28 protein-coding genes are annotated in these 25,384 nt (G+C 69.5%); 19 read left to right on the forward strand and 9 right to left on the reverse strand.

Annotation, left to right across the window (positions count from 1 at the left end; all coding sequences use genetic code 11):
• Positions 1 to 6 precede the first annotated feature (6 nt).
• The gene (locus H0I76_RS02655) at positions 7 to 606 is read right to left on the reverse strand and encodes a uracil-DNA glycosylase family protein (protein WP_200606673.1); all 600 of its coding nucleotides are present in this window, start codon (positions 604 to 606) and stop codon (positions 7 to 9) included.
• A 260-nt stretch (positions 607 to 866) separates the two neighbouring features.
• On the opposite strand from H0I76_RS02655, the gene H0I76_RS02660 reads away from it, so the two are divergent.
• The 10 genes from H0I76_RS02660 to H0I76_RS02705 are packed head-to-tail and all read left to right on the forward strand — an operon-like array spanning position 867 to position 8,518.
• A complete protein-coding gene (locus tag H0I76_RS02660) occupies positions 867 to 1,373 on the forward strand; it encodes a Na+/H+ antiporter subunit E (protein ID WP_200606675.1) in 507 nt (168 codons plus the stop codon).
• The gene (locus H0I76_RS02665) at positions 1,373 to 1,663 is read left to right on the forward strand and encodes a monovalent cation/H+ antiporter complex subunit F (RefSeq protein WP_200606677.1); all 291 of its coding nucleotides are present in this window, start codon (positions 1,373 to 1,375) and stop codon (positions 1,661 to 1,663) included. The genes H0I76_RS02660 and H0I76_RS02665 overlap by 1 nt, the downstream gene beginning before the upstream one ends.
• Positions 1,660 to 2,184: a monovalent cation/H(+) antiporter subunit G gene (mnhG, locus tag H0I76_RS02670; RefSeq protein WP_200606679.1), complete on the forward strand. Its 525-nt coding sequence runs from the start codon at positions 1,660 to 1,662 to the stop codon at positions 2,182 to 2,184. Before H0I76_RS02665 ends, mnhG begins: the two co-directional genes overlap by 4 nt.
• The gene (locus H0I76_RS02675; protein ID WP_200606681.1) at positions 2,184 to 2,726 is read left to right on the forward strand and encodes a DUF4040 domain-containing protein; all 543 of its coding nucleotides are present in this window, start codon (positions 2,184 to 2,186) and stop codon (positions 2,724 to 2,726) included. Before mnhG ends, H0I76_RS02675 begins: the two co-directional genes overlap by 1 nt.
• A gap of 3 nt (positions 2,727 to 2,729) precedes the next feature.
• Entirely contained in the window at positions 2,730 to 3,152 is a 423-nt protein-coding gene (locus tag H0I76_RS02680; RefSeq protein ID WP_200606683.1) for a Na(+)/H(+) antiporter subunit B, read from the forward strand.
• Positions 3,149 to 3,526, forward strand: coding sequence for a cation:proton antiporter subunit C (locus tag H0I76_RS02685; RefSeq protein ID WP_200606686.1), 378 nt, complete (start codon positions 3,149 to 3,151; stop codon positions 3,524 to 3,526). The genes H0I76_RS02680 and H0I76_RS02685 overlap by 4 nt, the downstream gene beginning before the upstream one ends.
• A complete protein-coding gene (locus tag H0I76_RS02690) occupies positions 3,523 to 5,025 on the forward strand; it encodes a monovalent cation/H+ antiporter subunit D family protein (protein WP_200606688.1) in 1,503 nt (500 codons plus the stop codon). Before H0I76_RS02685 ends, H0I76_RS02690 begins: the two co-directional genes overlap by 4 nt.
• Positions 5,022 to 6,542, forward strand: a complete 1,521-nt coding sequence (locus H0I76_RS02695; protein WP_200606690.1) for a monovalent cation/H+ antiporter subunit D family protein — start codon at positions 5,022 to 5,024, stop codon at positions 6,540 to 6,542. Before H0I76_RS02690 ends, H0I76_RS02695 begins: the two co-directional genes overlap by 4 nt.
• Positions 6,526 to 6,825 carry a hypothetical protein gene (locus H0I76_RS02700; RefSeq protein WP_200606692.1) on the forward strand — a complete coding sequence of 100 codons (300 nt, stop codon included), beginning with the start codon at positions 6,526 to 6,528 and terminating at the stop codon, positions 6,823 to 6,825. The genes H0I76_RS02695 and H0I76_RS02700 overlap by 17 nt, the downstream gene beginning before the upstream one ends.
• Positions 6,815 to 8,518 (forward strand): Na(+)/H(+) antiporter subunit D, encoded by a 1,704-nt coding sequence (locus H0I76_RS02705; protein ID WP_200606694.1) that lies wholly within the window; start codon positions 6,815 to 6,817, stop codon positions 8,516 to 8,518. Before H0I76_RS02700 ends, H0I76_RS02705 begins: the two co-directional genes overlap by 11 nt.
• A gap of 44 nt (positions 8,519 to 8,562) precedes the next feature.
• Here H0I76_RS02705 and H0I76_RS02710 read toward each other — a convergent pair whose 3' ends face one another.
• A complete protein-coding gene (locus H0I76_RS02710) occupies positions 8,563 to 9,009 on the reverse strand; it encodes a tellurite resistance TerB family protein (protein WP_200606696.1) in 447 nt (148 codons plus the stop codon).
• 168 nt (positions 9,010 to 9,177) lie between these two features.
• On the opposite strand from H0I76_RS02710, the gene kdsA reads away from it, so the two are divergent.
• Together kdsA and H0I76_RS02720 are read left to right on the forward strand one after the other, a co-directional pair.
• The gene (kdsA, locus tag H0I76_RS02715) at positions 9,178 to 10,014 is read left to right on the forward strand and encodes a 3-deoxy-8-phosphooctulonate synthase (protein WP_200607820.1); all 837 of its coding nucleotides are present in this window, start codon (positions 9,178 to 9,180) and stop codon (positions 10,012 to 10,014) included.
• A 38-nt stretch (positions 10,015 to 10,052) separates the two neighbouring features.
• Positions 10,053 to 11,549 (forward strand): phosphomannomutase/phosphoglucomutase, encoded by a 1,497-nt coding sequence (locus H0I76_RS02720; RefSeq protein WP_200607822.1) that lies wholly within the window; start codon positions 10,053 to 10,055, stop codon positions 11,547 to 11,549.
• Between the two features lie 14 nt (positions 11,550 to 11,563).
• Here the strand turns inward: H0I76_RS02720 and H0I76_RS02725 are convergent, their stop codons facing one another.
• The 4 genes from H0I76_RS02725 to cysQ form a co-directional block, all read right to left on the reverse strand.
• The gene (locus H0I76_RS02725; protein ID WP_200606698.1) at positions 11,564 to 12,799 is read right to left on the reverse strand and encodes a glycosyltransferase; all 1,236 of its coding nucleotides are present in this window, start codon (positions 12,797 to 12,799) and stop codon (positions 11,564 to 11,566) included.
• Positions 12,800 to 12,841: 42 nt separating this feature from the next.
• A complete protein-coding gene (locus tag H0I76_RS02730) occupies positions 12,842 to 13,741 on the reverse strand; it encodes a UTP--glucose-1-phosphate uridylyltransferase (RefSeq protein WP_200606700.1) in 900 nt (299 codons plus the stop codon).
• Between the two features lie 92 nt (positions 13,742 to 13,833).
• A complete protein-coding gene (locus tag H0I76_RS02735; RefSeq protein ID WP_325166327.1) occupies positions 13,834 to 14,631 on the reverse strand; it encodes a 3-deoxy-manno-octulosonate cytidylyltransferase in 798 nt (265 codons plus the stop codon).
• Complete coding sequence (cysQ, locus tag H0I76_RS02740) at positions 14,628 to 15,428, reverse strand: 3'(2'),5'-bisphosphate nucleotidase CysQ (protein ID WP_200606702.1); 801 nt, start codon at positions 15,426 to 15,428, stop codon at positions 14,628 to 14,630. Before cysQ ends, H0I76_RS02735 begins: the two co-directional genes overlap by 4 nt.
• A gap of 176 nt (positions 15,429 to 15,604) precedes the next feature.
• Between cysQ and hisD the strand changes: the two genes are divergently transcribed.
• From hisD to H0I76_RS02770, 6 genes are all read left to right on the forward strand, one after another.
• Positions 15,605 to 16,912 (forward strand): histidinol dehydrogenase, encoded by a 1,308-nt coding sequence (gene hisD, locus H0I76_RS02745; protein ID WP_200606704.1) that lies wholly within the window; start codon positions 15,605 to 15,607, stop codon positions 16,910 to 16,912.
• A complete protein-coding gene (locus H0I76_RS02750; RefSeq protein ID WP_200606706.1) occupies positions 16,909 to 17,406 on the forward strand; it encodes a UPF0262 family protein in 498 nt (165 codons plus the stop codon). Before hisD ends, H0I76_RS02750 begins: the two co-directional genes overlap by 4 nt.
• A gap of 7 nt (positions 17,407 to 17,413) precedes the next feature.
• Entirely contained in the window at positions 17,414 to 17,878 is a 465-nt protein-coding gene (locus H0I76_RS02755; protein ID WP_200606708.1) for an arsenate-mycothiol transferase ArsC, read from the forward strand.
• A 138-nt stretch (positions 17,879 to 18,016) separates the two neighbouring features.
• Positions 18,017 to 18,235: a translation initiation factor IF-1 gene (gene infA, locus H0I76_RS02760; RefSeq protein ID WP_200606710.1), complete on the forward strand. Its 219-nt coding sequence runs from the start codon at positions 18,017 to 18,019 to the stop codon at positions 18,233 to 18,235.
• A gap of 44 nt (positions 18,236 to 18,279) precedes the next feature.
• Positions 18,280 to 18,867, forward strand: coding sequence for a Maf family protein (locus H0I76_RS02765; protein ID WP_200607827.1), 588 nt, complete (start codon positions 18,280 to 18,282; stop codon positions 18,865 to 18,867).
• A complete protein-coding gene (locus H0I76_RS02770; protein ID WP_200606719.1) occupies positions 18,864 to 19,898 on the forward strand; it encodes a ribonuclease E/G in 1,035 nt (344 codons plus the stop codon). Before H0I76_RS02765 ends, H0I76_RS02770 begins: the two co-directional genes overlap by 4 nt.
• A 194-nt stretch (positions 19,899 to 20,092) precedes the next feature.
• Here H0I76_RS02770 and H0I76_RS02775 read toward each other — a convergent pair whose 3' ends face one another.
• Complete coding sequence (locus tag H0I76_RS02775) at positions 20,093 to 23,221, reverse strand: efflux RND transporter permease subunit (protein WP_200606728.1); 3,129 nt, start codon at positions 23,219 to 23,221, stop codon at positions 20,093 to 20,095.
• On the reverse strand, positions 23,218 to 24,510 hold the full coding sequence (locus H0I76_RS02780) for an efflux RND transporter periplasmic adaptor subunit (protein ID WP_200606730.1): 1,293 nt from the start codon (positions 24,508 to 24,510) through the stop codon (positions 23,218 to 23,220). Before H0I76_RS02780 ends, H0I76_RS02775 begins: the two co-directional genes overlap by 4 nt.
• A 134-nt stretch (positions 24,511 to 24,644) precedes the next feature.
• On the opposite strand from H0I76_RS02780, the gene H0I76_RS02785 reads away from it, so the two are divergent.
• Positions 24,645 to 24,875, forward strand: a complete 231-nt coding sequence (locus H0I76_RS02785) for a DNA gyrase inhibitor YacG (protein ID WP_325166332.1) — start codon at positions 24,645 to 24,647, stop codon at positions 24,873 to 24,875.
• Between the two features lie 55 nt (positions 24,876 to 24,930).
• On the opposite strand, the gene H0I76_RS02790 is transcribed toward H0I76_RS02785, so the two are convergent.
• Positions 24,931 to 25,374 (reverse strand): hypothetical protein, encoded by a 444-nt coding sequence (locus H0I76_RS02790; RefSeq protein ID WP_200606731.1) that lies wholly within the window; start codon positions 25,372 to 25,374, stop codon positions 24,931 to 24,933.
• Between the last annotated feature and the right edge of the window lie 10 nt (positions 25,375 to 25,384).

The raw sequence follows: 25,384 nt of genomic DNA on the forward strand, positions 1-25,384 counted from the left end.
GCCCGGTCATGCCGCGAGCCTCGCGACCGACGCGCGCAGCCACGGCACGACCTCGGCCTCGAACCACGGATTGCGCTTGAGCCAGCCCGTGTTGCGCCAGCTTGGATGCGGCAGCGGCAGGACACCGGGCAAGCCCGCGCGCCAGTCTGCCACGGTCTGCGTGACGCCGCGCCGCGGCCCCGGCAGGTGCCAGCCCTGCGCGTACTGGCCGATCACAAGTGTCAGCTCGATCCGCGGCAGCCCCGCCAGCACCTCGGCGCGCCAGGTCCGGGCACAGCGGCGCGGCGGCGGCAGATCGGCGCCGCGCGCGTCGTAACCCGGAAAGCAGAACGCCATCGGCACGATGGCGATTCGACTGGCGTCGTAAAACGTCTCGCGGTCGATCCCCATCCAGTCCCGGAGCCGGTCGCCCGAGGGGTCGTTGAACGGAAGGCCGGTGTTGTGAACCCGCATCCCCGGCGCCTGCCCCGCGATCAGGATCCGGGCCGAGGCTTCGGCGCGCAGAACCGGGCGCGGCTCATGTGCCGTCGCCGTCGCGGAAAATTCTTCCGCGCACAGTCTGCATCCGGCGATTCGCCGGGCGAGGCTCGTCTCTCCCGCATCCATCGGCGGCACTCTAGCTGCGCGGCGAGCCGCTGGCGAGCAACCCGCCCGACCGCGCCTCTTCCAGTTGACAATCCGTGGTATACCAGATTTGTATTCTCACCCCGGGACGAAACAATCTTTCTTGCGCGCAAGTTTGCCGGCACGCTCGCGGAAAAGACGATAACATGCTCCGGGCACTTGACGGACCACGCCGTGACCGGCCAGACAACCGGCACGACTGGCAGGGGGGAGACGACACGCATGACCCGGGGGAGCCGCAAATGCGCCTGATCCTCATCACGCTGACGCTCTTCGGCTACTGGCTGTTGCTGTCCGGGCACTACGAGACATGGCTCGTCGTCTCGGGCGGGGTACTCGCCGTGGCGGTGGTGCTGTTCTCGCTGTTCAAGGGCATCACCGACGTCGAATCCTTCCCGATGGAGCGCCTGCCCCGGGCCGCGCTCTACTGGCCGTGGCTAGGCTGGCAGATGGCCCTCTCTGCCATCAACGTCTCGCGCATCATCCTGGATCCCAAGCTGCCGATCTCGCCGACCATGGTGAAGGTCCGCTCGAACGCCGACAGCGCGGTGGGCATCGCGACCTACGCCAACTCTATCACGCTCACGCCCGGAACCATCTCGGTGGAAGTGTCCGAGCGGGGCCGGACGATCTGGGTCCACGCGATCACCCGCGAGGGCGCCGAGGGCTTCGCCGACGACCCGATGAACCGCTGGGTCGGCTGGTTCGATCATGGCGACCAGGAGCCGGCGGCAGAGGAGAAGGCATGATGTTTTCCGTTGCCATCCTGGGCGTGCTTGTCGCGCTCACGCTCGCGGTGGTGCGCGCGCTCAAGGGCCCCACGGCCTTCGACCGGCTGCTGGCCGCGAACGCCATCGGCACCTCGGCCATCATGCTGCTGGCGCTTTTCGGCTTCATGACCGGCCGCCCGGAATTTCTCGATATCGGCATCACTTACGCGCTGCTCAACATGATCGGCACCCTCGCCGTGCTCAAGTTCTTCCGCTACGGCGCGCTCGGGCACGCCCAGGACCCGGCGAAGGAGCGCGAACCGGAATGATCTCGGTGCTGGTGGATATCCTGAGCTGGATCGCCCTGACCGCGGGCGCGGCCTTCTACGTGATCGGCGCGGTCGGGATGACGCGCATGCCCGACCTGTTCACGCGGATGCACTCGGTCTCGGTCTCGGACACGATGGGCGTGGGCCTTCTTTGCTTCGGCATGATCCTGCAGGCGGGCCCCAGCCTGCTCGCGGTGAAGATCGCCTTCGTCGTGCTCGTGCTCTGGGCCACCGGCGCGGTCGCGACGCACGCGCTGGCGCGCGCCGCACTGCATGACGGCGCGAAGCCGCTTCTCGCCGCGCCCGACGGACGGCTGGTGCCGACCGACTGCGTCGACCTCTTCCCCGAGCTTGGCGTCAGGCTCGCCCAGCCGCTCGCCTCCGAGACGCCCGAGGAAGGCGAGACGCCCCTGCCCGACGACGGCGCCACGATCGCCGAGCCGGCGCCCGGATACGGCCCCGCAGGCAACACCGGGGCGAACCCCGACGCCGCCCCCGACCCGACGCGCGAGGACCGCTGATGGAACAGCTCATCAACATGGTGCTGCTCACGCTGCTGGCACTGATCACCTTCGGCATCATCCGGGTGCGCAACCTCTTCGCCGTTGTCGTCCTGACCAGCGCCTATTCCTTCCTGATGGCCAGCGTGATGATGGTGCTGGACGCCGTCGACGTGGCGATGACCGAGGCATCGGTGGGCGCAGGGATCTCGACGGTTCTGGCGCTTGGCGCGCTCTACCTGACCAAGACCGAGGAAGCCGAGCCGCGCTACTCGCCGCTGCTGCCCGCGGTCGTCGCCGGCACGACCGGCGCGGTGCTGATCTTCGGCACGCTGGACCTGCCGCCCTTCGGCAGCGCGGACACGCCGCTGAACACCCATGTCGGCGCCGACTACCTCGCCCGGAACATGGCCGAGACCGACATTCCCAACGTCGTGACCTCGGTCCTGGCCTCGTATCGCGGCTTCGATACGCTGGGCGAGACCACGGTCGTCTTCACCGCGGGCATTGGCGTGCTGATGCTGCTCAAGCGCTGGCGCAAGGCCGAACGGCGGGAGGACTGATCGATGCGGCTCGACACGATCCTTCGCATCGTCGCGAAGATCTTCATCCCCTTCATCCTGATGTTCGGCCTCTATGTGCAGCTGCACGGTGATTTCGGGCCGGGCGGCGGATTCCAGGCGGGCGTGATCGTCGCGGCCGGCATCATCCTCTACGGCATCATCTACGGCATCAACGCGGCCCAGCGCGCCGTCCCGCCGGGGTTGGTCGAGGCGATGATGCCGCTGGGCGTCGCCATCTTCGCGGGCGTCGGCATCGCCGGCTTCTTCACCGGCCGCAACTATCTCGACTACTCGAACCTGATGCATGGCGACATGGTTCACGGCCAGCACTGGGGCGTGTTCCTGGTCGAGATCGGCGTGCTGGTGACGGTGTCCTCGACCATGCTCGCGATCTTCTACGCCTTCGCCGGGAGGGGCCGCGAATGACGCTCTTCGAAGAGATCGCCCAGCATTACAACTACTGGGTGACCATCCTCCTGATGGTCTCGGGCCTCTATATCGTCGTGGCAAAATCCAACATGATCAAGCGCTTGCTTGGCCTGTCGGTGTTCCAGACGTCGGTCTATCTTCTGTACCTGAGCCCCGGGAAGATCCTGGGCGGCACCCCGCCCATCCTCGCGTCCGAGTATTCGGTCTACGCGAACCCGCTGCCCCATGTGCTGATCCTCACCGCCATCGTGGTCGGCGTCGCGACGCTCGCGCTCGGCCTCGCGCTTGCGGTGCGGATCAACGAAGCCTTCGGTTCGATCGAGGAGGACGAGATCGTGCCCGTCATCGACAGGGAAGACCACGCCGCATGAGCGTCGAGCATCACGCCTTCCATGTGACCGAGCACCTGCCCGCGCTCGCCGCCGTCGTCCCGCTCGTCGGCGCGGTGCTGGCCGCGCTGGTGCGCAACGGGACGATCGCCTGGCTCGTCTCGCTGGCCGTCGGCCTGGCCCTGCCCGTCATCTCGATCCTGATGCTCTGGGAAGTCCAGGCATCCGGACCCATCTCCTACGCGCTGGGCGGCTGGGCGCCGCCGGTCGGGATCGAGTTCCGCGTGGATCTCGCCAACGCCTATCTCGCGATCCTCGTCTCGGTCATGGCCGGCGTGGTGCTCGCGGGGTCGCCGCGCTCGATCGACGACGAGGTCAACCCCGAGAACCGCGCATGGTACTACGCGGCGTTCCTGCTCTGCCTGTGCGGCCTGATGGGCATGATCGTCACCGGCGACGCCTTCAACGTCTTCGTGTTCATGGAGGTCTCGTCGCTTGCGACCTACATCCTGATCGCGATGGGACGTGACCGGCGCGCCCTGGTCGCCGCCTACCAGTACCTGATCATCGGCACGGTCGGCGCCACCTTCTACGTCATCGGCGTGGGCCTGCTGCTGGCGATGACCGGCACGCTCAACCTGGTCGACCTGGCGCAGCGGCTGCCGCAGATCGAGGCGACGCGGCCCCTGTTCACCGCGGTGGCCTTCATCATCGTCGGTCTGGGACTCAAGCTCGCCCTGTTCCCGATGCACCTGTGGCTGCCGAACGCCTATGCCTACGCGCCGTCGTCGGCGTCTGCCTTCGTCGCGTCGACCGCCACGAAGGTTGCGGTATACCTGCTGCTGCGCTTCACCTTTTCTGTCTACGGCGTTGATTTCGTGCTGCCCGAGACCCCTGCCGCGACGCTCTTCATGATCCTTGCCTCGGTGGCGATGATCTCGGGTTCGCTCTCGGCGATCTTCCAGACCAACGTGAAGCGAATGCTGGCCTACTCGTCGGTCAGCCAGATCGGCTACATCATCCTCGGCATCGCGATGATCAGCGAGACCGGGCTGACCGGCGGCATCAGCCACATGTTCAACCACGCCCTGATCAAGGGTGCGCTGTTCATCGCGGTTGCCGCGGTGATCTTCGCGACGGGCGCGGTCCGCATCGACGACATGGCCGGCCTCGGCCGGACGATGCCGGTCACCATGGGCGCCTTCGTCATCGCGGGCCTCGGCCTGATCGGCGTGCCGGGCACCGCGGGCTTCATCTCGAAGTGGTACCTGATCCAGGGCGCCGCCGAGCAGGGCATGTGGTGGATCGTCGCCGTGATCGTCGTCTCGTCGCTGATGGCGGTCTTCTACATCGGCCGCGTGGTCGAGGTGGCGTGGTTCCGCGCTCCGCTGTCTGACGCGCCGCGCCGCGCGCCACCCGAGCTGGTGCTCGCCGCCGTGGCGCTCGCGGTCGCCGTCGTGATCTTCGGGTTCTTCACCGAGTTTTCCGCCGGAGTTGCGAGTGACGCCGCGCGTGTTCTGCTCGAGGGGTATGCGCGATGACCAGCACGCTACTCATGGACATCGCCCTGCTGCTGCCCTTCGCCGGCGCGATCGGCATCTGGCTTGCGGGGCGCTGGCCAAACCTGCGCGAGGCGGTGACGCTGGCAACGGCGGGCGGGCTGTTCATCGTCGTGATCACGCTGCTCATGCGCGTGCTCGACGGCGAGCGGCCCGAGATTCACCCGATCCAGCTGTTCCCGGGCGTCTCGATCGACTTCGTGCTCGAGCCGCTGGGCATGCTGTTCGCGACCGTGGCCTCGACGCTGTGGATCGTGAACTCGGTCTACTCGATCGGCTACATGCGCGGGAACAACGAGCCGCGGCAGACGCCGTTCTACATCTGCTTCGCCGTCGCAATCGGCGGCGCGATCGGCGTCTCGTTCGCCGGCAACCTGCTGACGCTGTTCCTGTATTACGAGCTGCTCACGCTCTCGACCTACCCGCTGGTCACGCACAAGGGCACGGACGAGGCCAAGGCGAAGGGCCGGGTCTATCTCATCCTGCTGATGGGCACCTCGATGCTGCTGATGCTGCCGGCCATTATCTGGGTGCTGACGGCGGCGGGCACGACGGAGTTCACGCCGGGCGGCGTCCTGGCGGGCGCCGGACTGACGACAGGGATGCTGGCGGTTCTCTACACCATCTTCATGTACGGCATCGGCAAGGCCGCGCTGATGCCGGTGCATTTCTGGCTGCCCGCCGCGATGGTGGCGCCGACGCCGGTCTCGGCCCTGCTGCACGCGGTTGCGGTCGTCAAGGCGGGCGTGTTCTCGGTCCTCAAGATCACGGTCTACATCTTCGGCATCGACCTGCTGGCCGAGACCGGCGCATCGCTTCCGGTCGCCTATATCGCCGGCGCGACCGTGGTGCTGGCCTCGATGGTGGCGCTGACGCGCGACAACCTCAAGGCGCGCCTCGCCTACTCGACGGTCAGCCAGCTTTCCTACGTCGTCATGGCGGCGGCGATCGCCACGCCCGCGGCGGTGATCGGGGCAGCAATGCACATCGCGGCCCATGCGGTCTCGAAGATCACGCTCTTCTTCGGCGCGGGCGCGATCTACACCGCCCACCACCTGACCGAGGTCAGCCAGCTCGACGGCATCGGCCGCAAGATGCCGATCACGCTGGGCACCTTCCTGATCGGCTCGCTCTCGATCATCGGGCTGCCGCCGCTGATCGGTGTCTGGAGCAAGTGGTGGATCGGCGTCGGCGGGGCGGACGCGGACCAGTACTGGGTCCTCGCGGTGCTGATGATCAGCTCGCTGCTCAACATCGCCTACCTCATGCCCATCGCCGCGCGAGGCTTCTTCGTCGCGCCGCCGGACGCCAAGCCGGGCGAGCCCGTCGCGCTGAAGGAGGCGCCGATCGCCTGCCTGCTCGCCCTGCTCGCGACCGCGGCCCTGTGCCTCCTGCTGTTCTTCGGAGCGAGCGAGTTGGAGACGCTGCTCGCCGAGATTGCGCCGGTCGACGCCGCGCAGCCCCCTGTCGAAGGAGAGGCCAATGTCAATCTACAGTGAGCCGACGCTCGACCCGAACGACGTCCCCCGCGCCAAGAAGGGCGAGCCGGCGCGCTGGTTCGACCACAAGCGCAACGTCAACAAGATCGTCTACGGCGTCTACGGCTTCAGCGCCTTCCTGCTGCTGATCGATCCGCTGATCCACAAGCACGGCCCATTCGCCATCGAGCACTGGATCGGCTTCTACGGCATCTATGGCTTCGTCGGCTGCGTCTTCCTCGTGCTCGCCGCCAAGGAACTGCGCAAAGTGGTGATGCGTCCGGAGGACTACTATGATCGGTGATCATCTGATCGAGATCTCGCCCGGGCTCGTCATCATCCTCGGCGCCCTGCTGGTGCCGCTCCTGCGCAGCCAGATGCGCAGGATCTGGATGCTCGCGCTGCCGGTCATCGTCTTCTTCTACGTGCTCACGCTCGACCACGGGCAGCACGGGGTGATCACCGTCTTCGATCTCGAGCTGACCACCCTGCGCGTGGACCGGCTCAGCCTGATCTTCGGCTACATCTTCACGATCGCGCTGTGGCTCGGGGTGATCTACCAGCTGCACGTGAAGGGCTGGCTCGAACAGGTCGCGGGCCTCGTCTATGCCGGCAGCGCCATCGGCGCGGTCTTCGCCGGCGACCTGGTGACGCTCTTCCTGTTCTGGGAAGGCACCGCCATCGCCTCGGTCTTCCTGATCTGGGCGCGGGGAACCGAGCACGCCCTGAGCGCCGGCATGCGCTACCTGGTCGTGCAGGTGGGCTCGGGCGTCCTGCTGCTGGCCGGCACCATGATCCATTACGGCCAGACGGGCTCGATCGCCTTCGAGAGCTTCGACATCGAGACCACCGCCGGCCTGCTGATCTTCATTTCCTTCGGCATCAAGGCCGCCTTCCCGTTCCTGCACAACTGGCTTCAGGACGCCTATCCCGAGGCGACGGTGACCGGCACGGTGATGCTCTCGGCCTTCACCACCAAGCTTGCGATCTACTCGCTCGCGCGCGGCTTCGCGGGGACCGAGATCCTGGTGCCGATCGGCGCCACGATGACCGCGTTTCCGATCTTCTACGCGGTGATCGAGAACGATCTCAGGCGCGTGCTCAGCTACAGCCTGAACAACCAGTTGGGCTTCATGGTGGTCGGGATCGGCATCGGCACCGAGCTGTCGATCAGCGGGGCGGCGGCACATGCCTTCTGCCACATCCTCTACAAGGCGCTCCTGTTCATGTCGATGGGCGCGGTGCTGCACAGGGTCGGCACGGTCAAGGGCTCGGAGCTTGGCGGCTTGTACAAGACGATGCCCTGGACGACGGCCTTCTGTATCGTCGGCGCGGCATCGATCTCGGCCTTCCCGCTGTTCTCGGGCTTCATATCGAAGGCGCTGATCATCTCGGCCGCGATGAAGGAGGGGTATTTCTGGACCTGGATGGTGCTGCTGTTCGCCAGCGCGGGCGTGTTCCACCACTCGGGCATCAAGATCCCGTTCTTCGCCTTCTTCGCCCACGACTCCGGGATGCGCCCCAAGGAGGCGCCGCTCAACATGTTGATCGCCATGGGGATCACGGCGGCGCTGTGCATCCTTATCGGGATCTTCCCGGGGCCGCTCTACGCCATCCTGCCATATGACGTGACCTACCACGCCTACACCGTCGAGCACGTGGTCACCCAGCTCCAGCTGCTCGTGTTCTCGGCGCTGGCCTTCACGGTGCTGATGCGCACCGGGCTCTACCCGCCCGAGCTGCATTCGACCAATCTCGACTTCGACTGGTTCTGGCGGCGCGGTGGGCGTGCGGTGATCCGCCAGGCCCAGGCTATCTGGGTAGGCGCCTACCGCGGCTTCGTCGCGGGCTCGTGGCGCCGGGTCGGGGTGCTGATCGAGGGGCTCTACGAGAACTACGGGCCCGACGGCCCCCTCTCGCGTACCCGCCCCTCGGGCGCGATGGCGTTGTGGGTGTCGGTGCTGCTGACCGGCTTCCTGATCTTTTCCTACATCTGAGGCGGCGGCAGCGCCGCCTCGGGCCGCCCGGTCCGGGCGCGGGATCAGGTCTCGTCGAGGCGCTGCGTGACCCGCTGGCGCGCAAGCCCCGCGTCACGGTCCTCGACATAGAGCAGCCCGCACAGCTTGCGCACCAGCGCGGCCTCGGCGTCGCAGCGCACGCCGTCCGCATAGATCACTTCCCAGACCGCCTCGATCACGCCGATGCGCTCCTCGTAGGGCACGGTATCCTTGATCACCCGGGTGAGGCTGACGAGGTCCGAGGCGCGTTCGGCCAGTGCGGCGCCGCTCTCGGCCAACTCGCTCGCCTCGGCAAGGGTCATCCCGAAGCGCCGCGCGATCAGCTCGGCGACCATCGCGTGCTCGGTCCCCTCGACCTGGCCGTCGGCCGAGGCCGCGCGCATCAGGACCGCGGCGAAGGCCTCGCGCCCATCGGGCGCTGCCCGTTCGCGGGGGATATCGGTGAAGATACTGGCAAGCCGCTCGAACATGCCCCTCTCTATACATGCCGCGACACGCGATGCCAGCCCTTCGCGCCGCACGAATTTCCCGCGCTCGTGTCGGCGCCCCGTGACGCGGCGGCGGGGATCGGCTATCTCCGGCTCAGAGCAGCCAACGGAGCAAGCCCCGTGACCCATGCCCCCAGCCACCGCGTGACCATCGGCGGCGGCGACGTCGCCGCGGCGACCTTCGCCAATGACGGTCCCTTCGCCCTGATCGCGGGCCCCTGCCAGGCCGAGGGCGTGAGCCACTCGGTCGAGATCGCCGCGACGATGCACGAGGTCTGCCGCGCGCGCGGGATCCCGTACGTGTTCAAGGCGAGCTTCGACAAGGCCAACCGCACCTCGCTCGGAGGCAAGCGCGGACTGGGGATCGAGCGCGGGCTCGAGGTGCTGGCCGAGGTCCGGCGCCAGGTCGGGGTGCCAGTTCTGACCGACGTGCATACCGAGGAACAGTGCCGCCTTGCCGGCGCGGTCGCGGACGCGCTGCAGATCCCGGCCTTCCTCTGCCGCCAGACCGACCTCCTGCTGGCCGCGGGCGAGACCGGCAAGCCCGTGAACGTGAAGAAGGGCCAGTTCCTCGCGCCCTGGGACATGCCCAATGTCGCGCAGAAGATCGCCTCGACCGGCAACCGCTCGATCATGCTGTGCGAGCGCGGGAGCAGCTTCGGCTACAACACGCTGGTCACCGACATGCGCGGGCTGCCGCAGATGGCTGCAACGGGCTACCCGGTGATCTTCGACGCGACCCATTCCGTGCAGCAGCCCGGCGGGCTCGGCGGCGCCTCGGGCGGCCAGCGCGAATTCGCCCCGGTGCTGGCGCGCGCCGCCGCGGCGGTCGGCGTCGCGGGCTTCTTCATCGAGACCCACCCCGACCCGGCGAACGCCCCCTCCGATGGGCCGAACATGATCCCGCTCGACCAGATGGCGGGGCTTCTCGACACGCTCGCCGCCTTCGACCGCGTGGCCAAGGCCGATCCCGTCGTGCTGAACTGACCCCGACGCCCCCGACACCGAGGACCAAGATGAGCGCGATGCCCAAGCCCCTGAGCGCGGTCGAAGAGAACACCTGGGCCAGCCTCAGCGTGCCCATGATCAAGCCCACGGGCTTCCGCGAATACGACGCGCGCTGGCGCTATCCGCAGGAGATCAATCTCGTCGGCATGCAGGCGCTGGGCCTCGGCATCGCCACGCAGCTGCACGAGATGGGGCTTCCCGCCGTCATCGCGGTCGGCAACGACTACCGCTCGTATTCGCTGGCCATCAAGCAGGCGCTCAGCCTCGGCCTGATGATGGGCGGAGCCGAGGTGCTCGACATCGGCCCGGCGATCACGCCGATGTGCTACTTCGCCTCCTTCGAGCTCGACACCCAGGCCGTGGCGATGGTCACGGCCAGCCACAACCCGAACGGCTGGACCGGGGTGAAGATCGGCTTCCACCGCCCGCTCACCCACGGGCCCGACGAGATGGCCCGGCTGCGCGACATCGTGATGAACGGCGAGGGCATCGCCCGCGACGGCGGCCGCTATACCCGCGTCGAGGACATGCGCAAGCGCTACATCGACGACCTCGTGGGCGACTTCCGCCTCTCGCGCCCGCTCAAGGTGGTCTGCGCGACCGGCAACGGCACCGCTGGCGCCTTCGCGCCCGAGGTGCTGCGCCGCATCGGCGCCCAGGTGGTCGAGAGCCACGTTACCCCCGATTTCACCTTCCCCCACTACAACCCCAACCCCGAGGCCATGGAGATGCTGCACGACATGGCCCGGACGCTGACCGCTACGGGGGCCGACATCGCGCTCGGCTTCGATGGCGACGGCGATCGCTGTGGCGTGGTCGACGACGAGGGCGAGGAGATCTTCGCCGACAAGGTGGGCGTGATCCTCGCGCGCGACCTGATCCGGCTCTACCCCGGCGCGACCTTCGTTGCCGACGTGAAGTCGACCGGGCTCTTCGCCTCGGACCCCGAGCTGCTCGCGGGCGGCGCCAAGGCCGATTTCTGGAAGACCGGGCACAGCCACATGAAGCGCCGCGTGCACGAACTGGGGGCGCTCGCGGGGTTCGAGAAATCGGGCCACTACTTCCTCGCCCCTCCCATCGGCAAGGGCTACGACGACGGCATCCGCGTGGCGGTCGAGATCTGCAAGCTGATGGACCGCAACCCCGGCAGGTCGATGTCCGACCTGCGCAAGGCGCTGCCGAAGACCTATTCGACGCCGACCATGTCGCCGCACTGCCCCGACGAGGAGAAATACGCCGTCATCGGGCGCCTCCAGCAGAAGCTCGTCGGCATGGCCTCGGCGGGCGCGCATCTGGGGCCGCTGAAGATCGAGCATGTCGTGACCGTGAACGGCGCGCGCGTGATGCTCGAGGGCGGCGCCTGGGCGCTGGTCCGCGCCTCGTCGAACACGCCCAACCTCGTCGTGGTCTGCGAGAGCCCCGCCTCGCGCGATGAGCTTCGCGCGATCTTCGAGGCGCTCGACGCCGTGATCCGGACCGAGCCGTCGGTGGGCGACTACGACCAGACCTTCTGACGCGGCGCGGCGCCTCAGACGCCCGCCAGAACCTCGTCCAGTGCGGCGAAATGCGACTCCCATGTCGGCGCGCGCCAGCCTTCGAGCCGCCCGATCTGTGCCGCCCGCCGCGGCGAGGGCTCGGCGGCATAGTCCATGATCGCCGCCAGCCAGCCCGGCCCGTCCAGCGGATCGATCCATTCGGGAACCTCGCCGCCCACCTCGCGCAGCACGGCCAGGCCCGACGCTATCACCGGGACGCCAGCGGCCAGCGCCTCGACCAGGGGCAGGCCATAGCCCTCGGCGAAGCTCGGGAACAGCAGGGCCCGGGCACCGGCGGTCAGCCGCGCGACCTCGGCGTCCGGCAGGTCGGCATGCTCGAAGACCGTGCGCCCGATCATCGGCGCGCGGTCGAGCATCGCGATCGCCTGCCCCGCCTCCCAGCCGCGCCGGCCGATGACGTGCAGCTGCGGCGTGGCCTCGGGCGGCTGCGTCTCCCACAAGCGGCGCCAGATATTGAGCAGGAGCAGGTGGTTCTTGCGCCCCTCGATCGTGCCGACGCAGACGAAGCCGGGCGCGGCGGTGCCGTCCCCGGCGGCAACTTCCGCGTCGACCTCGGTCCGCGCCGGTGACACTCCCAGCGGGATCACCGTCCCCGCGGGCAGCACGATGCCCTCGGCCGCGGCGCGCGCGCGGGCGGCGGCTTCGGCGGCGCGCGTCGTGAAGATCAGTTGCGCCGCGCCCGCCATCGCCGCCAGCCGCTCGCGGAACCGGGGCACGGAATTGGCCCGGGCGAATTCGGGCCAGTCCAGCGGGATGGTGTCGTGCAGCATGGCCACCGGCCGCAGCCCCGCGGCGCGCATCGCCGCCATCCCCTCGACCGAGAGGTTGTCATGGCCGACATTCAGCACCGCCGCGCCGGGCGCCAGTTGCGCGCGCAGGAACGCACCCAACCTTTTGCGCCCCGTTGAACCGGCCGCCAGCCGCCGCAGCCCGGCCTCGGCCGCCCGCACCCGCGCAACGCGCCAGGGCTGCACGCGCGCGCGCAGGTCCGGCGCCACCGCGGCGCCATCGAGGATCTCGGCCACCGCCGCGACGTTGCCGGGGGCGATCAGGTGGCTGCGCCACCCGACCCGGCAGATCACCGCGCCGCCGCGCGCCAGGGCGTGGTCAAGGTAGGCGCGCTCGACGCGGTCGATCCCGCTCGGCGTGGCATGGCGCAGACGCTGCACCAGGCGCGTCACGTCAAGGGCGAAGGGCGCGGAGGTCATGTCGTGTCAGCGGCCCCGGCGCGCGGCCACGCCGCCCATCGCTCAGGAGCCTTCCAGATCCGCGGCGACCGACCGGATGTAGCGGGCGAAGCCGGGCCCGAGGTCGGGCCGCGCCAGCGCGAAGGCCACGGTCGCCTGCAGGAACCCAGACTTCGAGCCGCAGTCATAGCGCGTCCCCTCGAAGCGGAACCCGCTCACGCCCCCCGGCGCGCCGATCTGCTCGGCGATGGCGTCGGTCAGCTGGATCTCGCCGCCCGCGCCCCGCTTGCGCGCCTCGAGGCTCTCCATCACCGCGGGCGAGAGGATGTAGCGCCCGATCACCGCCACGCGCGACGGCGCGTCGGCGGGCTTGGGCTTCTCGATCATGCCGCGCGCCTCGACGATCCGGCCGTCGTCGCTCGCGACGTCGAGGATGCCATAGGACGACACCTGCTCAGGCGACACGTCGACGGCGGCGACCATGCACCCGCCCCGCCCGCGCGCCTCGTAGGCCTCGACCATCTGGGCGAGACAGCCGCGCGCGGCACCCGTGATGACGTCGTCGGGCAGGATCACCGCGAAGGGCTGATCGCCGATCAGTCGCCGCGCACACCAGACGGCGTGGCCGAGGCCCAGCGCCTCCTGCTGGCGGATGTAGGCGATGGCGCCCGACGGCATCGTCGCGCGCTCGACCTCGGCAAGCAGGTCGGTCTTGCCGCCCGCCGAGAGGGTGCGCTGAAGCGAGGGCGCCGCGTCGAAGTAATCCTCCAGCGCCGACTTGCCGCGCGCCGTGACGAAGATGAAGTCCTCGATCCCCGCCTCGCGCGCCTCGTCGATCGCGTACTGGATCAGCGGGCGGTCGACCAGCGGAAGCATCTCCTTCGGCATCGACTTTGTCGCCGGCAGGAACCGGGTGCCGAGCCCGGCCACGGGAAAGACGGCGGTGCGCACGCGTCGCGTCATGATACCTCTCGATGTTCGGTTCCGGGTGATTGTCCGCGATTGCGGCGTGGACTTCGAGCCTTATGGCATGGGCGCGGCAAAGCCACGCGGGCCTAGACCGTCCCGCGCGCCGCAAGCACCTTCTCGATCCTCGGAACGTCCTCGGGATTGTTGAGTTCCCAAAAGGATGCGCCGCGCGCCTCGACCTCAACGCACTGCACCGCGATCCCGTGCTCGAGGAACCGAAGCTGCTCGAGCCCCTCGCTGGTCTCGAGCTGGCCGGCATCCAGCCCGACATAACGCGCCAGCGCCGGCGGCCGGTAGGCATAGACGCCGACATGGTGGAACACCGGGACCGCGTGGCGCTTGGCCGGGTCGGCATAGGGCAGCACTTCCTTCGAGAAGTAGAGCGCCCGCCCCCGCCGGTCCATCACCGCCGTGGTGCCGCCCACGCGACCGGCGCGGCGGTCGGCCACGAAGCCGTCCAGCGCCTCCTCGTCGCAGCGCAGGACCGGGGTCGCAACCTCCATCGCGGGATCGGCGCGCATGGCCTCCACCAGCGCCTCGACGAACCAGGGCGGCGTCAGCGGCGCGTCGCCTTGCAGGTTCACCACGATCCCGGGCGGCCGGGTCAGCCCCGCGATCGCCTCGGCGCAGCGCTCGGTGCCGTTGGCGCAGTCGGGGCTCGTCATCGTGACCTCGGCACCGAAGCCGCGGGCATGATCGGCGATGCGCGCGTCGTCGGTGGCGACCAGCACCCGGTCCACGCCGGTTACCGCCATCGCAGCGTCCCAGGCGCGGCGGATCAGGCTGCGCGCCTCGCCCGTCGCACCGCGCAGGTCGGCCAGCGGCTTGGCCGGATAACGGGTCGAGGCATAGCGCGCGGGGATGATGATCCAGGCGTCCGTCACAGCTGCACTCCGGGCACTCGGGCGATGAAGAACGGGTTCTCGTACCCCGTCTTGCCATAGAGCAGAGGGCTTTGATCGTCGAAACGCAAGACCTCGCCGCCCGCGGCCGACAGCACGGCGTGCCCGGCGGCGGTGTCCCACTCCATGGTGCGGCCAAGCCGGGGATAGAGATCGGCCTCTCCCGCCGCCAGCAGGCAAAACTTCAGCGACGAGCCCGCGCTCTTGAACGCCGCCACGGCAAAGCGCGCGATGTAGTCGTCGGTCGCCTTGTCGCGATGCGACTTCGATGCGACGACCGACAGCGCCGCCGGATCCGGCGTCGCGACCGCAATCGGGCGCATGCTGCCGGGCACCGGCGTGCCCGCCTCGTCGACCGCCTCCTCGGCAGCGCCGCCACCGGCAAGGCTGCGGAACATCCGGCCCACGGCCGGCGCGTGGACGACGCCCATCACCGGACGCCCCCCTTCGATCAGCGCGATGTTCACGGTGAACTCGCCCCGGCGCTGCACGAATTCCTTGGTGCCGTCGAGCGGGTCGACCAGGAAGAAGCGCGCATGCCCCGTCGCCGCGTGGGTCGCGGCCTGCTCCTCGGTCACCAGCGGGATTTCCGGGAAAGCCGCCCGCAGCCCCTCGGCGATGATCCGGTCGGCGGCGAGGTCGGCATCGGTCACCGGCGAGCTGTCGGCCTTCGCGCGCGTCTCGAAATCCGGCGCGCGATAGACCTCCATGATCGCCTTGCCCGCTTCCAGCGCCAGCCGGCGGAACTCGGCCTCGATCCTCTCGGGCGTCGCGCTCATCGGTTCTGTCTCCCTCGCCTCGTGTCGAGGCCCGTATAGACGGGATCACGCACGGCTTTGCAACAGCCGCGCCCCTGCCTGCGCCGCCGCGCCGCGCGATCCGCGCCTTGCCGCCCCTCCGCCGCACGGGGTAAGGAGTTGCAGGACCTTGGACCGACCCCCGAGCGAGAGTGCCGATGCCCGTGACGCTGAGCCATGAGGCGCCCGACTTCGAGCGCCGCTTCGACGCCCTTCTGGACATGAAGCGCGAGTCGAGCGCCGATGTCGACGCGACCGTCGCGGGGATCATCGAGGACGTCGCCACGCGCGGCCTCGACGCCGTCATCGAGCTGACGCGCCGCTTCGACCGCTGGGAGATCGACGAGGCCAGCCTCGCCTTCACCGAGGCCGAGATCGACGCCGCCATCGCCACCGTGCCCGCCGCCGAGATGGCCGCGCTCGAGCTCGCGGCCGAGCGCATCACCGCCTACCACGCCCGCCAGCTTCCCGAGGACGACATGTGGGAGGACGCGGCCGGCGTCACCCTGGGCTGGCGCTGGACGCCGGTGGACGCCGCCGGGCTCTACGTCCCCGGCGGGCTGGCCAGCTATCCCTCGTCGGTCCTGATGAACGCGATCCCGGCGCAGGTCGCCGGGGTGCGCCGCATCGAGATCTGCGCCCCCACGCCGGACGGCCGGTTCAACCCGCTCGTGCTGGCCGCCGCCCGGCTGGGCGGGGCCAGCCGGGTCTGGCGCATCGGCGGCGCGCAGGCGATCGCGGCGATGGCCTATGGCGCGGGGCCGATCCGGCCGGTCGACAAGATCACCGGCCCCGGCAACGCCTATGTCGCCGCCGCCAAGCGCCGGGTGTTTGGCCGCGTCGGCATCGACATGATCGCAGGGCCGTCCGAGATCCTCGTCATCGCCGACGCCGCGAACGATCCCGACTGGGTCGCCACCGACCTGCTCAGCCAGGCCGAGCACGACGAGAGCGCGCAGTCGATCCTGATCACCACCGACGCCGCCTTCGGCGCCGAGGTCGCGCGCGCCGTCGACCGCCTGCTGCAGCGGCTCGAGCGCACCGCCATCGCCGGCGCCAGCTGGCGCGACTTCGGTGCGGTCGTGGTGGCGCGGGACCTGACCCAGGCGGCCGAGCTTGCCAACCGCATCGCGCCCGAGCATCTCGAGCTTTGCGTCGCCAATCCCGAGCACCTGATGGGCGAGATCCGCCATGCCGGCGCGATCTTCCTCGGCCGCCACACGCCCGAGGCCATCGGCGACTATGTCGGCGGCCCCAACCACGTGCTGCCGACGGCGCGCTCGGCGCGGTTTTCCTCGGGCCTCTCGGTGCTCGACTACATGAAGCGCACCACGATCGCCCGCGTGAGCCCCCGCGGCCTGGCCGCCATCGGCCCCGCGGCCGAAACCCTCGCCCGGTCGGAAAGCCTCGAGGCGCACGCGCTCTCGGTCCGCTGCCGTCTCGACGCGCAGGAGGCCGCCGAATGAGCGATTTCGCCGCCACGGACCGCCTCGCCGCCGTCGAGCTGGTCGAGGACCGCCAGCGCGCCCGCACGCCCGAGATCCAGCAGGAGCTCGACGTCGCGGTCTTCGACCTCGTCGAGGAAAACCAGTTCCGCATCATCCCGCGCGAGGGCGAGACGATCGCCCCCGGTCCCTACCGGCTGGGCATCGGCATGGCCGAGCGCATGCTGAGGCTCGAGGTGCGCGACCCCGCCGGCGAGGTGGTGGCCGAGATCCACCTGTCGCTGACCCCGCTGCGGGGCGTCATCAAGGACTACTTCGCGATCTGCGAGAGCTATTTCGACGCGGTCAAGCGCCTGCCGCCCTCGCGGATCGAGGCCATCGACATGGGCCGGCGCGGGATCCACGACGAGGGCGCGCGCATCCTCTCCGAGCGCCTAGAGGGCAAGGTCGGCACCGATCACGACACCGCCCGCCGCCTGTTCACCGTGATCTGCGCCCTCCAGTTCAGGGGCTGAGGCCACCATGGCCGACCTCCCGGGATCGGTATTGTTCTGCTGCAACCACAACGTCATCCGCTCGCCGATGGCCGAGGGGATGACCAAGCAGTTCTACGGCCGGCAGGTCTTCGTCCAGTCCTGCGGCGTGCGCCACGAGATGGAGACCGATCCCTTCACGGTCGAGGTCGCGGGCGAGATCGGTGTCGACCTCAGCCGTCACCGGCCGAAGAGCTTCGCCGAGATGCTGGAATGGGGCGACGACATCGCCGCCTTCGACGTGATCATCGCCCTCTCGCCCGCCGCCCAGCGCCAGGCGCTGGAACTCACCCGCCACGCCTCGGTCGAGGTGCTCTACTGGCAGACCCTCGACCCCAGCGGCATGGGCGAGCGGCGCGAGCAGCGGCTCGACGCCTACCGCGAGACGCGCGACCAGATCCGCGCGCGCATCCTCCAGAAATTCGGCCCGCCGATCGAGGACCCCGAGGTCTGAGCCGGGCGGTCGCGCCGCCGCGCATGGCGCCCCCGGCACTGCAACCGGCCGCTCTTGCAATTTTCCCACCAAGGGGGCATGTTCCGCGCCGACCGCCGCCGGGCGTCTTCCGGCGGCTCCCAGCCCCATGGAGCCTGCATGGCCAAGGAAGAAACGCTCGAGTTCCCCGGGGTCGTGACCGAACTTCTGCCCAACGCGACTTTCCGGGTGAAGCTCGAGAACGGCCATGAGATCATCGCCCACACCGCCGGCAAGATGCGCAAGAACCGCATCCGCGTCCTCGCCGGCGACAAGGTGCAGGTCGAGATGACGCCCTACGACCTGACCAAGGGCCGCATTACCTACCGCTTCAAGTGACCACCCACGAGGCCGGCGCCGAGGGCGCGGCCAGCACGCGACCGATGCTGATCCTGGGCTCCGGCTCGCCGCGCCGACGCGAGCTGCTGGCGCGGATCGGCGTGGTCCCGGATGCCATTCGCGCCGCCGATATCGACGAGTCGCCGCTCAAGGGCGAATTGCCGCGTCCGCATGCGCTGCGGCTCGCGCGCCAGAAGGCCGAAACCATCGCCTCCACCGCGCCCCGGGACGCCTTCGTGCTCAGCGCCGACACCGTCGTCGCCGTGGGGCGTCGCATTCTCGGCAAGCCCCGCGACGCGGCCGAGGCCGCGCAGTTCCTGCTGATGCTGTCGGGCCGCGCGCATCGCGTCACAACCGCGATCTGCCTCGCGGCGCGGGGCCAGACGGTCTGCCGCGCGGTCGAGACGCGCGTGAAGATGAAGCGCCTGTCGGATGTCGAGCTCTCGGCCTATCTGCGCTCGGGGGAATGGGAGGGCAAGGCCGGCGGCTATGCCATCCAGGGCCTCGCCGCCGCCCTCATCCCCGAGATCAACGGCAGCTACACCAATGTCGTCGGCCTGCCGCTGACCGAGACGATGAACATGCTGACCGGCGCGGGCTACCCCGTGCCCCTCGAAAGCCCTGCCCCATGAGCCACCGGACGATCCTGATCGAGACCCACGCGCATGACGGGCGCACGCGCGCCGCGCTCGTGGTGGATGGCCGTCTCGAGGATCTGCTGATCGACCCGCCGGGCGACGCCGCCGCACCGCGCCCGGGCGAGATCTACCGCGCCCGGGTCGACCGGCTCGTGCCGAACGCGGGCGGCGCCTTCATGCGCCTCGACCGCGGGCGCCAGGGCTACCTGCGCGAGGCGCGCGGCCTGCGCGAGGGCCAGCGCCTGCTGGTGATGGCGACGGGGCACGCCGAGCCCCACAAGGCCACCCCGGTGACGCAGCGCCTGCTGTTCAAGGCGCGCCACGCGATCCTGACCCCCGGCGCGCCCGGCATCAATGTCTCGCGCCAGATCCGCGACGAGGACGAGCGCGCGCGCCTCACGGCCGTCGCAACCGAGGCGCTGGGCGAGGCGGGTGACACCGGGCTCATCCTGCGCAGCCTCGCCGCGGGCGCCGAGCCGGACGCGATCCGTGCCGACATCGCGGCACTGCGTGCGCTCGCGGCCGACGCCGCCGAGACCGCCGAGGGGCCGGTGCCCGGCACCGCCGCCAGCGCACGCCGGACCGCCCTATCCGAGTGGGAAGGCCGGGTCGAGGAAGGCGCCGGGCTCTTCGAGCGCGAGGGCGTGCTCGACGAGATCGACCGGCTGCTGCAGCCGCAGGCCAATCTTGCCTCGGGCGCATGGATGACCATCGAGCCCACCGCCGCCCTCGTTGCCGTCGACATCAATACCGGCGGCGACTTCAGCGCGGCGGCCGGGCTCAAGGCAAATCTCGACGCCGCGCGCGACCTGCCCCGGCAGCTGCGCCTGCGCGGGCTCGGCGGTCAGATCGTCGTCGACTTCGCGCCGATGCCGAAGAAAGACCGGAAACGCATTGAAGACACGCTGAAATCCGCCTTCCGTCGCGACCCGATCGAAACCTCGCTCGCGGGCTGGACAGGGATGGGCCTCTTCGAGATCCAGCGCAAGCGCGAACGCCAGCCGCTCGCCGAGGTCGCGGACTGAGCGCATCGCCCGCTCCGGCCCCGCGCCGGGCGGCCGCCGCAGTCTGGGAATGGGCCGATGCCTGCATGACACGCGCCATCAGAAACGGCGCGATTTCACCCCTGGCCCCGGTGCGGATCTTTTCTAATTTCCGTTGAATTTCAAGTTGATATGATCACTTTCACGCGTGAAAACGTGCCCGGGCCAAGGCGATCCTACACGCCCTCGGCCGGCTCTGCCCCGCGCGCCCGCGGCTGCGAAGACGGGTGCACCAGCCCGCGCAGATCCTCGAGGATCATGTAGAGCGCGGGAATGAGGAAGAGCACGATCGTCGTGGCAAAGACGATGCCATAGCCCAGCGACACCGCCATCGGGATCAGGAACTGCGCCTGGCGCGAGGTCTCGAAGATCATCGGCGCGAGCCCTCCGAAGGTCGTCAGCGTCGTCAGCAGGATCGGCCGGAACCGCCGCATCCCCGCGCGCCACATCGCGTCGAAGGGCTCGGCCCCCGAGGCCCGCAGCTTGTTCGCGTAGTCGATCATCACCAGCGCCGCGTTGATGACGACGCCCGACAGCGCGATGATCCCGAAGACCGAGATGATCGACAGCGATATCCCCATGATCAGGTGCCCCGCGATGGCCCCGGCGAAGCCGAAGGGGATCGCCGTCATCACGATCGCGGGCTGGACGTAGGACCGGAACGGGATCGCGAGGCAGACATAGATCATCACCAGCGCCACGCTCATCGACAGCGCGAAGCTGCCCATCACCTCCGCCTGCGTGTCCTGCCGCCCGGCAAGCTGCCAGCCCAGCCCCGGGAAGTCGCGCTGCAGCGCCGGCAGGATCTCGGTGGTCGCGGCGGCGACGATGCGGATCGTCTCCTCGGTCGGCTCGACATTGGCGCTCACCCAGACCACGCGCCTGCCGTTCTCGCGGTTGATGATGCTGTCCGCCCTGCCCCGCTCGACCGTGGCAACCTCGTAGAGCGGAGCCTCCGAACCATCGGGGCCGATCAGGATCAAGGTCTCGACGTCGTGCTCGGACCGTCGTTCCTCGGCGGGCAGGCGGACCCGGACAGTGATCTCGTTGCGGCCATCCTGCTGGCGAAGCGCTTCGAGGCCCAGGAAGGCGGCCCGGACCTGTGCTGCCACGGACTCGGCGGTAAACCCCGCAGCGCGCCCGGCCTCGGTCAGTCGGAAGGCCAACTCGGTCTTGCCCGGCGTGAATCCGTCCTCGGCATCGCGAATCGCTCCGAACTCCTCGAGCCGTGCCTTGAACGCCGCCGCCGCGCCCGCCAGCGTGTCGACATCCGTATGCGCCAGCTGGAACTCGATGCCCGACTGGCCGCCGGGACCGCCGAAGCTCGACTCGAAACGCATCGAGCGGGCGGCCGGGATCTCGCCCGCGGCCTCGCGCCAGAGCGACGCAACCTCGGCGGTTGGCAGCGGCCGAACGCCGGGAGGCTGGAGATAGATCCGAAGATCGATCCGCGCGCCGTTGACCAGGGCCGAGATACCCGTCGCGAGATCCTCGCCGCCATGCGCCGCGACAACCTCGTGCGCCGCCGCGACCATGCGGTCACGCACCGCCAGCGTCGTCTCGAAGGGCGCGTCGACCGGCATCGTCACCGACGCGCTCGCATAGTCCCGCGGCACCGAGGGGAACAGCCCGAAGCCCATGCGCCCCGACATCGGCCAGGCGATGGCGATGGCCAGGACGCCGGCCATCAGCGCCACGGTGGTATAACGCCAGCCCATCGCGACGCGCAGGAGTGGCCCGTAGACCCGCTCGACGAACGACGCGAGCAGCCCCGAGAAGGTCATCTGGATGCGCGCCCCGATCCCCGGCCGCCGGCTGGGGTCGCGGCGTGCCACCCCGGCCAGATGCGCGGGCAGGACGAACAGCGCCTCGATCCAGCTCAGCAGGAATGCGCTGGCCACCACCAGCGGGATCACCAGCCAGAACTTCCCGAAGGCCCCCGGCACCAGGGCGAGTGGAAGGAAAGCGATGATGTTGGTGATGATCGAGAAGGCCAGCGGCACCGCGATGTCGCGCGCGCCCTGGATCGCCGCGTCGATCCGGCTCATGCCGCGTTGCAGGTACTCGAAGATGTTCTCGCCCACCACGATCGCGTCGTCGACCACGATCCCCAGCGCCAGGATGAAGGCGAACATCGAGACCATGTTGATCGAGACGTCGAGCACCGGCAGGAAGATCAGCGTGCCGAGAAACGCTGTGGGGATTCCCATGGCGACCCAGAACGCGAGCTTGAACTCGAGGAATAGGCTCAGCACCAGCAGCACCAGCAGCAGCCCCATGAAGCCGTTCTTGATCAGCAGCTCCATGCGCGCGCGGTAGATGTCGCTGTCGTCATCCACGATCGCCGCGTCGATCCCCGCCGGCAGCGCCGCCATCGCTTCGGGCAATGCGCGCTGGACCGCGTCCGAGACCCCGATCGGCGTCTCCTCGCCCACGCGGTATACATCGACCCGGATCGAGCGCTTGCCGTTGTAGCTCGACGCGAGATCGGCGTCCGCGAAGCCGTGCCTGATGCGCGCGACGTCACCCAGGCGCAGCACGGTCCCACGCGGGTCCGCGATCAGGGGGATCTCGGCGAACTCCGACGGGAGATCGCGCCGATCGGCCACGCGCAGCAGGATATCGCCGCCTGCCGTCTCGACCGTGCCGCCGGACCGGTCGAGCGCCGCGCGGCGAATGGTGGTCCCGACATCAAGCAGGGTAAGCCCGTAGGCCCGCAGGGCGGCACGGGGCACCAGCACCTCGATCTCGAGATCCCGTGCACCCGAAAGCTCGACCTGGCTGATCTCAGGCTCGTCGAGCAGGCGGTTGCGCACCATCTCGGCCGCCATCCGCAGAGACCGCTCGTCGACCTCGCCATAGAGCTGGATCTCGACGACGTTCCGTTTTCGGATATCGAGACTGACGGTCGGCTCCTCGGCATCTTCGGGAAAGGTGGTGATCCGGTCCACCGCCTGGCGAACATCGTCATAGACCAGCCTGCGATCCCGATCGGTCCCGAGCTCGGCCACGACCTTGGCAAGGCTCTCGCTGGCCGTCGCAGTGAGCGTGTCGATGCCCTGGATCGAGCGAAGCTCTTCCTCGATCGCGAGAATGACCCCCTCCTCGACCTCCTGTGGAGTCGCACCCGGCAAGGGCACGCGGATGGTGATCGTGTCGGTCTCGTACGAAGGAAAGACCTCCTGCCGGATCAGCGTCGTGAAGCCGAGCCCGCCAAGGATCAGGAACAGCATGAGCAGGTTCGGCGCCACGGCATGGCGCGCCATCCACGCGATCGGCCCCGACTGTCGCAGCCGGGTGTTCACCGCGTCGTCCCGCCCGAGCGGCTCGCGTCGGCGGTGCTTGGCGCCTCGCTGGCGGGCAGGCGCAACGCCATGCCGTTCGAGACGCTGGCCAGAACCGTGGTCACGACCCGCTCGCCGGGCGCCAGCCCGTCCGAGATCAGCACTTCGCGCGCGCCGCGCCAGGCGATCACGACCGGCCGGATGTCAAGCCGGTCGTCCGGTGTCATCACCCAGACCGTGTCGCCATCGCGCACGGCAGCCCGCGGCAGCGTCACGGCGCCAGGCACCGCGCGCGCCTGCATCGAGGCGCGCAGGAAACTTCCGAGAAGGAGCGGCGGCTTGCCTTCATTCTCGGGCGTTCGCGCCATCGGGTCGCCAACCTCGGCGATCACCTCGGCCATGCGCGCGGCGGGGTTCAGACGGGGCGACACGCGCAGGACGCGGCCGGTGCGGAAGGCGCCTTCCGGCCAGACGCCGGGCTGGGTGAAGCGGACCTCCGCCCCCTCGGCAAGGTCGAGCCAGGCAAGCGCCGAGAGCGGCACCGCGAGCCGCACCTCGAAGCGGTCGACCGGGACGAGGGTCGCGATCTCGGTCCCCGCGGTCAGGTAGCTTCCCTGCGCGACATCGGCGGAATCGACGAGGGCATCGAAGGGGGCCGTAATCCGGGTGCGGGCGAGGTCGAGCGCGGCGCGCTCGAGCGCCGCCTCGGCCGCCTCGCGCTCGGCACGAAGTTCGGCCATCTGGGGCTCTCGCAGGATCAGCGCCCGCTGCTCGTCGGTCAGGGATGCGCGGCCGGGAAGCCGCCCAAGATCGAGCGCGGCGCGGGCGCCCTGCCCCCGCTCGATCGCGATGCGGGCGTCGATCTGCCTGATTGCGGCCTCGGCTCCAGCCACCGCCTGGCGCGCCGTGCGGTCGTCTATACCGACCAGCAACTCGCCCGCGGCAACCTCGCCGCCCGTGATGAGATCGGGATTAAGGTCAATGACGAGGCCGCTGACCTCGGGACGCAGATTGAGCACGCGCGGCGCCGCCACGTCGCCCCAGACATCGAGCATGGGCCCCTCGGCCGCCGGCGCCGCCTCGACGACCTCGACAAGCCGGGCGAGACGCGGCCGATCGCGGCGATCGGCCACCGGAGCCGTGTCGATGATCTGGTACGCCACCCAACCCGCGGCTGCGAGCAGCACGAGAGGCACCACGGTCTTGAGCACAGCGGCAAGGATGCGGCGCCACAGAGACACGCGAGGCGCCAAGGGAATTCGTGTCCCGGCGGGCTGGGTCGGAATCTCGATGGGCTCGATCCGTGTCATTTCATCTTCGCACGCAACTTGAACGGCTTTCCGGCGCCATCGGGCACCGCACACCCAAGTATTCCCTGATCGGCCCGACATTGATAGACCGGGCACGAAGTCGCGCGGCCGCCACGGCCAGGAGAAGAGAGCAGATGAACGACAAGTCAATGGCCGCAGCGAAAGGGACAGCGGGTCGCTGCCCCGTCTGCGGCGCGGCGACAGAAAAGCGCTGGCGTCCCTTCTGCTCCAGACGCTGCGCGGATGTCGATCTCGGGCGCTGGCTGAAAGGCAGCTACGCCATCCCCGGAGAGCCGCTCGAAACGGAAGGCGCCGAGCGCGACAGCATCGCCTCGTCCCCCCCGGAGGGCGAGGAAGATCGCTGAGCCGCCTCTCGTCCCCACCGCATATGGCGCGTGGCGCACGGCGACAGATCACGGCTCAGGATTCTCCGGCCGTCACATGCAGTCTGTCAGATGCCAAAGTTGATGCGGTCGGCGCCGGCGGTGTCTCGGCCCGGCGATCGGCAAGCGCCCGGGCCTCGCGCTGCTGTGCCGTCTGAAGGTCGCGCGCTGCATCCTCCCGCGCCTGCTCGATCGCGAGGTCCCGGCACAGCGCGGCGATCGGCGCCAGCGCCGCGTCGCGGGCTTCGCGTGCCGCTTCGCGGCGCTCAAGAAGCGCCATCTGCCAGATTGCCAGCCTTCCCGCATCCTCCGGGGTGCGAGCGGGCTCGAGCGCGGAAAGCCGCGCGTCGAGTGCAGCAATCGCTTCCTCGGCGTCCTTGACCGCCTTGCGCGCCTCGGCCAGGCGCGCCTCTGCGCGCATGCGCCGTGCCGTTTGCGCCCGGATCACGGCACCGAGCGCATCCCCGGCCCCGCTGCTCATGGCCGCCCCT

Origin of the sequence: Thermohalobaculum xanthum, from assembly GCF_016623495.1 — a bacterium.
GTDB lineage: Bacteria > Pseudomonadota > Alphaproteobacteria > Rhodobacterales > Rhodobacteraceae > Thermohalobaculum > Thermohalobaculum xanthum.